The 6,000-nt window shown below is 71.3% G+C and carries 4 protein-coding genes; 2 read left to right on the forward strand and 2 right to left on the reverse strand.

Going from position 1 to position 6,000, the window contains the following annotated elements:
- The first annotated feature begins 177 nt into the window (after positions 1–177).
- Positions 178–2,211, forward strand: a complete 2,034-nt coding sequence (locus ACFV2X_RS09220; RefSeq protein WP_385613451.1) for an acetoacetate--CoA ligase — start codon at positions 178–180, stop codon at positions 2,209–2,211.
- A 79-nt stretch (positions 2,212–2,290) separates the two neighbouring features.
- Positions 2,291–3,253: a hypothetical protein gene (locus ACFV2X_RS09225; protein ID WP_385613454.1), complete on the forward strand. Its 963-nt coding sequence runs from the start codon at positions 2,291–2,293 to the stop codon at positions 3,251–3,253.
- Positions 3,254–3,352: 99 nt separating this feature from the next.
- Here the strand turns inward: ACFV2X_RS09225 and ptsP are convergent, their stop codons facing one another.
- Together ptsP and ACFV2X_RS09235 are read right to left on the reverse strand one after the other, a co-directional pair.
- Entirely contained in the window at positions 3,353–5,023 is a 1,671-nt protein-coding gene (ptsP, locus tag ACFV2X_RS09230) for a phosphoenolpyruvate--protein phosphotransferase (RefSeq protein WP_089510048.1), read from the reverse strand.
- Positions 5,024–5,120: 97 nt separating this feature from the next.
- Complete coding sequence (locus tag ACFV2X_RS09235) at positions 5,121–5,570, reverse strand: PTS glucose transporter subunit IIA (RefSeq protein WP_385613458.1); 450 nt, start codon at positions 5,568–5,570, stop codon at positions 5,121–5,123.
- Positions 5,571–6,000 lie beyond the last annotated feature (430 nt).

A 6,000-nucleotide genomic window follows, 5' to 3' on the forward strand; every position in this document is an offset into this window, starting at 1 on the left:
CCACTGACAACACCCCGTGCGTGCGGCTGTTCAACTGCCGTTCACCCGTGGTCCCCACACATCCCCACGGCCCTCTATATGGAGTGGCGGCCCTGGTGTACAAGTCGATCACATGGCATCGTCCTGAACGGACACACCACGCGCAGCCGCGCACCGCCGGGAGCCGGGAGCCGACAGATGACCACCGCAGCGCACCCAGACCACCTGCCGAGACCCCTGTGGCAGCCGGGCCCCGAGCGGATCGCCCGCGCCCAGCTCACCCGCTTCCACATCTGGGCGGCCGAGCGGCACGGCGCCCCCGCCCCCGACCCCGCCGACCCGGCGGCGAGCTACGCGGCGCTGCACCGCTGGTCCGTGACCGAGCTGGCGCGCTTCTGGCAGGCGGTCGCCGAGTGGTTCGAGGTGCGCTTCGCCACCCCGTACGACACCGTGCTCGGCGACGCCGCCATGCCCGGCGCCCAGTGGTTCCCCGGCGCCACCCTCAACTACGCGGAACACGCGCTGCGCGCCGCCGAGGACCCCGCCCGCGCCGCCGAACCCGCGCTGCTCCACGTCGACGAGAGCCACGAACCGCGGCCCGTCGGCTGGGCCGAGCTGCGCGGCCAGGTCGGCGCGGTCGCCGCCGAGCTGCGCCGGCTGGGCGTACGCCCCGGAGACCGGGTCAGCGGCTACCTCCCCAACATCCCGCAGGCCGTCGTCGCGCTCCTGGCCACCGCCGCCGTCGGCGCCGTATGGACCTCCTGCGCCCCCGACTTCGGCGCGCGCAGTGTCCTGGACCGTTTCCAGCAGGTCGAGCCGGTGGTCCTGTTCACCGTGGACGGCTACCGCTACGGCGGCAAGGAGCACGATCGCACCGAGACCGTCGCCGAGCTGCGCCGCGAACTGCCCACCCTGCGCGCCGTCGTCCACATCCCGCTGCTGGGCACCCCCGCCCCCGAGGGCGCGCTGGACTGGGACGCCGTGGTGCGCGAGGCGGCGGAACCGGTCTTCGAGCAGGTGCCGTTCGACCACCCGCTGTGGGTGCTCTACTCCTCGGGCACCACCGGACTGCCCAAGGCGATCGTCCAGTCCCAGGGCGGCATCCTGATCGAACACCTCAAACAGCTCGGCCTGCACTGCGACCTGGGACCCGGCGACCGGTTCTTCTGGTACACCTCCACCGGCTGGATGATGTGGAACTTCCTGGTGTCGGGCCTGCTGGCGGGCGCCACCGTCGTCCTCTACGACGGCAGCCCCGGCTACCCGGACACCGCCGCCCAGTGGCGGATCGCCGAACGCACCGGGACCACGCTCTACGGCACCTCGGCGGCTTATGTCATGGCCTGCCGCAAGGCGGGGGTCCACCCGGCCCGCGACTTCGACCTCTCACGCGTGGCCTGCGTCGCCACCACCGGCTCCCCGCTCCCGCCGGACGGCTTCCGCTGGATCCACGACGAGTTCGCCGCCGGCAGTACGGGCGACATGTGGATCGCCTCGGTCAGCGGCGGCACGGACGTGTGCAGCTGCTTCGCGGGCGCCGTCCCCACCCTCCCCGTCCACATCGGGGAGCTTCAGGCCCCCGGGCTCGGCACGGACCTACAGGCATGGAACCCGAGCGGCGAACCGGTGATCGACGAGGTCGGCGAGCTGGTCGTCGCCCAACCCATGCCGTCCATGCCGGTCCGCTTCTGGAACGACCCGGACGGCAGCCGCTACCGCGACAGCTACTTCGACATGTTCCCCGGGGTCTGGCGGCACGGCGACTGGATCACCCTCACCTCGCGCGGCACGGTCGTCATCCACGGCCGCTCCGACTCCACGCTCAACCGGCAGGGCGTACGGATGGGCTCCGCGGACATCTACGAGGCCGTCGAACGCCTCCCCGAGATCCGCGAATCCCTCGTCATCGGCGTCGAACAGCCCGACGGCGGCTACTGGATGCCGCTGTTCGTCCACCTCGCGCCGGGCGCCTCCCTCGACGCGGGGCTGTGCGACCGCATCAAGCGCACCATCCGCGAACAGCTCTCCCCGCGCCATGTGCCCGACGAGATCATCGAGGTGCCCGGCGTGCCGCACACCCTCACCGGCAAGCGGATCGAGGTGCCGGTCAAGCGCCTGCTCCAGGGCACCGCCCTGGACAAGGCCGTCAACCCGGGCTCGGTCGACAACGTGGAGCTGCTGCGCTTCTACGAGCGCCTGGCGCGTGAGCGGCCGGCCGGGCCGGACGCCTGACACCACCTCGGCGACGGTGCGTTGTCAGTGCCCCCGGTTACGGTGAGTGAGCACTGATCGACCGCGCTGAGGGGGAGTCATGGCGCACACCACACCACACAGCACACCGGGTGGCACACAGCGGAGGGAGCGCACCGCGCGGCGCGCGCTGCGCAGAGAGGCGCCCAGCACGGTGGCGCTGCTGGCCGACGAGGAGGACTTTGCGGCCATGCGGCAGTATGCGTCGTTCGCCTTCGACGACCACACCGTGTATCTGCGGCAGACGGAGGGGCTGCTGCGGATGCTCGCGTCGCAGGGCGTGCACACATCCATCGCGCTGTTCGACCCGGTCGAGTACGACGAGTTCTGCGCGGACTCCGGCATCGACCCCGACACCTCCGCCGCCCGCACCCGCTATACGGCCGAAGTCGCCGCCGCGGGCCCGACCGTGACGTATGAGGGCCAGCCGCTCGACCAGCTCCTCCAGCGGCTCATCGGCGCGGCCGAGCAGCAGGCCACCTGGGAGTACGCCACGGCCCTGCTGTCCCGCGCGGGCGGCTGCGGCTGCGCGGACGATCCGGGCCACGCCGCGTTCCGCCGCGCCCGGGCCGCGCTGCGGCGACTGCTCACGGCTGCCGGGCCCGGCAGCCACCACGTGGTGTGCAGCGTCATGGCGAGCAGCGTCCCGCTGGTGGCCGTGGTGCACGCGGAAGCGACGGGGGAGGGGCCGGTGGAGAGGTCGGCGGACCTCGACGGCACCGAGGTCCTGATCTTCAGCACCGTGCTGGCCTGCGGAATCGCCACGGACAGCCCTGGCGGCATCGTGCTGCGCACCAGCGCGCCCGGATCCCCGGACACGGTCCGCGGCTGGTCGCTGCACCAGGGCTGGCTGCGGCCGTTGAGCGAGGCGGAGGTCTTCAGCGCGTACTGCACGGACGCGGACACCGGCGAGCCGGTCCCGCCCGAGCACGGCGTCGAGTACCGGCCGGGCATCCCACTGCCGGCTCCGGACGCACCGGATGCCCCGGACACACCGGACCGCACTGCCCCGGAAGGGGAATGACCGCACAGACACACGAGGCAGGCACAGACACAGGGGGCGTCCCACCGCACACCTTGCGGCGGAACGCCCCCTGGGGACGGGCCTCACAACATCATCGGCTCATTCGCCGGACAGCACCGCCTGCGCGGCGACGCGCGCGTCCTCGGCGGTGTCCGCCGCGCGGGCCGCGGCAGCCGCACGCTCGCACTGGGCGAGCGTGTGCTTGGCCAGCGTGGCACGCACATACGGAATCGCCGCGGAGCCCATGGACAGACTGGTGACGCCCAGGCCGGTCAGCACACATGCGAGCAGCGGATCCGACGCGGCCTCGCCGCATACGCCGCAGCTCTTGCCCTCGGCCTGCGCGGCGTCGGCCGAAGCGGCCACCAGATCGAGCAGCGCGGGCTGCCACGGGTCCTGGAGCCGGGACACCGCGCCGACCTGGCGGTCCGCGGCGAAGGTGTACTGCGCCAGGTCATTGGTGCCCAGCGACAGGAACTCCACCTCCTGGAGGATCGAGCGCGCCCGCAGCGCGGCGGACGGAATCTCCACCATCGCGCCGAACTTGGCCCGCAGCCCCGCCTCCCGGCACGCGTCGGCAAACGCCTTGGCGTCGGTCCGGTCGGCCACCATCGGGGCCATGACCTCCAGGTAGACGGGCAGCCCCGCCGCGGCCTTGGCCAGCGCCGTGAGCTGCGTCCGCAGCACATCCGGGTGGTCCAGCAGGGTGCGCAGCCCGCGCACGCCCAGCGCCGGGTTGGGCTCGTCGGCCGGGGTGAGGAAGTCCAGCGGTTTGTCGGCGCCCGCGTCCAGGACCCGCACCACGACCCGGCCCTCGGGGAAGGCCTCGAGCACCTGGCGGTACGCCTCGATCTGCTTCTCCTCCGACGGCGCCTTGGTGCTGTCGTCGAGAAACAGGAACTCCGTGCGGAACAGCCCCACACCCTCGGCACCGGCCTCCACGGCCGCCGCGACATCAGCCGGGCCGCCGATGTTCGCCAGCAGCGGCACCTTGTGACCGTCCGAGGTCGCACCCGGCCCGGAGGACGCGGCCAGCGCGGCCTTTCGCTCCTCCGCGGCCAGGGCCAGCTCGGTCTGCTTCTCCGCGGTCGGGGACACGAAGATCTCTCCCGTGCTGCCGTCGACCGCGATCAGGGTCCCCTCGACCAGCTCACCGGCGCCGGGCAGCGCCACCACCGCGGGCACACCCAGGGCACGCGCGAGGATCGCGCTGTGACTGGTCGGCCCGCCTTCTTCGGTGACGAACCCGAGCACCAGGGTGGGGTCGAGCAGCGCGGTGTCGGCGGGGGCCAGGTCCCGCGCGATCAGTACGTACGGCTGGTCGCTGTCGGGCACACCGGGCATCGGCACCCCCAGCAGCCGGGCCACGATCCGGTTCCGCACATCGTCCAGGTCGGCCACCCGCCCGGCCAGGTACTCCCCGGCCCCGGCGAGCAGCGCCCGGTACGCGGCGAAGGCGTCGTACACCGCGCGCTCAGCGGTGCTGCCCACGGCGATGCGCCGCTCGACATCGGCCATCAGCTCCGGGTCCTGCGCCATCATGGCCTGCGCCTCGAGCACGGCCTGCGCCTCACCGCCCGCCAGGTTGCCGCGCGCCATCAGATCGGCCGCCACAGCCTCGACGGCCTGCCGGGCACGCCCCTGCTCGCGTGGCGCCTCGTCCGACGGAATCTGCTTCGCCGGCGGCTCCAGGACCGCGGTCCCCATGTGCCGCACCTCGCCGATCGCCACACCGTGGCTCACGCCGACGCCTCGCAGCGTTGTCTCCATCACACCCGTCTCCGGTTCGATGTGGCGGGATAACCCGCCGCGGTGGTTGTCTACTCGCCGTAACGGCCGATCAGACCGGCTCCGACCGGCACTGAGCTCATGTCCAGCTGAAAAGAGTGTCGCCGGACTTCACATCCACATCCGCACTGACTTCCACCAGCGAGTCGGCGGTGGCCTCAAGCGCCACGACCGGGCAGACCGGCGACTTCCCGGCGGCAACCGCGGTCGCGGGGTCCCAGCGCACCACGGGGTCCCCGCGCCGCACGGTGTCGCCCTTGTTGATCAGTACCTCGAATCCCTTGCCACCCAGCTGAACAGTGTCGATACCGAGGTGAGTGAGCACACCGTGCCCCTCCCCGTCGACGACGACGAACGCATGGGGATGCAGCGAGACGACGATGCCATCGACTGGGGCCACTGCCACGGTGGGCTCGAGTACGGGGTCGATCGCGGTGCCGGGACCGACCATCGCCCCGGAGAACACCGGATCGGGTACGGCCGCGAGTCCGATCACACGCCCGGCGAGCGGGGAGGTCACGGTGGTCATAGGAAGCCTCCCAGGGGGGTGGAGAACTCGTCACACATGGTCACCGCCCGTCCAGGGCAGCGCACTGCCCAGAAGCGTAAGTCATAGGAACTTCGGATTCCGCACAAGCTGTGCAGGCCGAAGGGCACCCATGAGGCACCGAATCGATTTGCCACGGCTCCGCGAGGGTTGTACTGTCGTACCCCTGCCCCGGATGAAGCGCCGCAGTCCACTGCGGGAACATCCAGGTCTGGGCAGCGCCATCAGTCACCTGACGACAGATCTTCGGATCAGCTTTCGCATGTCTGCGAAAAGCGCGGATTCGGAGAAAAGAAATCGGTCTGATAGTGTTTGAAACACCGAAGGGAAGCGCCCGGAGAAACCGGTGAAACGGTTTCGAAGGAAGCGTCCGTTCCTTGAGAACTCAACAGCGTGCCAAAAGTCAACGCCA

Source organism: Streptomyces sp. NPDC059679, assembly GCF_042734105.1.
Lineage (GTDB): Bacteria > Actinomycetota > Actinomycetes > Streptomycetales > Streptomycetaceae > Streptomyces.

What these genes read in the sequence shown, in the direction of transcription:
- ACFV2X_RS09225 (WP_385613454.1), top strand. Translation starts at nt 2,291, where the DNA reads ATGGCGCACACCACACCACACAGCACACCGGGTGGCACACAGCGGAGG.
- ptsP (WP_089510048.1), bottom strand. Translation starts at nt 5,023, where the DNA reads ATGGAGACAACGCTGCGAGGCGTCGGCGTGAGCCACGGTGTGGCGATC.
- ACFV2X_RS09220 (WP_385613451.1), top strand. Translation starts at nt 178, where the DNA reads ATGACCACCGCAGCGCACCCAGACCACCTGCCGAGACCCCTGTGGCAG.
- ACFV2X_RS09235 (WP_385613458.1), bottom strand. Translation starts at nt 5,570, where the DNA reads ATGACCACCGTGACCTCCCCGCTCGCCGGGCGTGTGATCGGACTCGCG.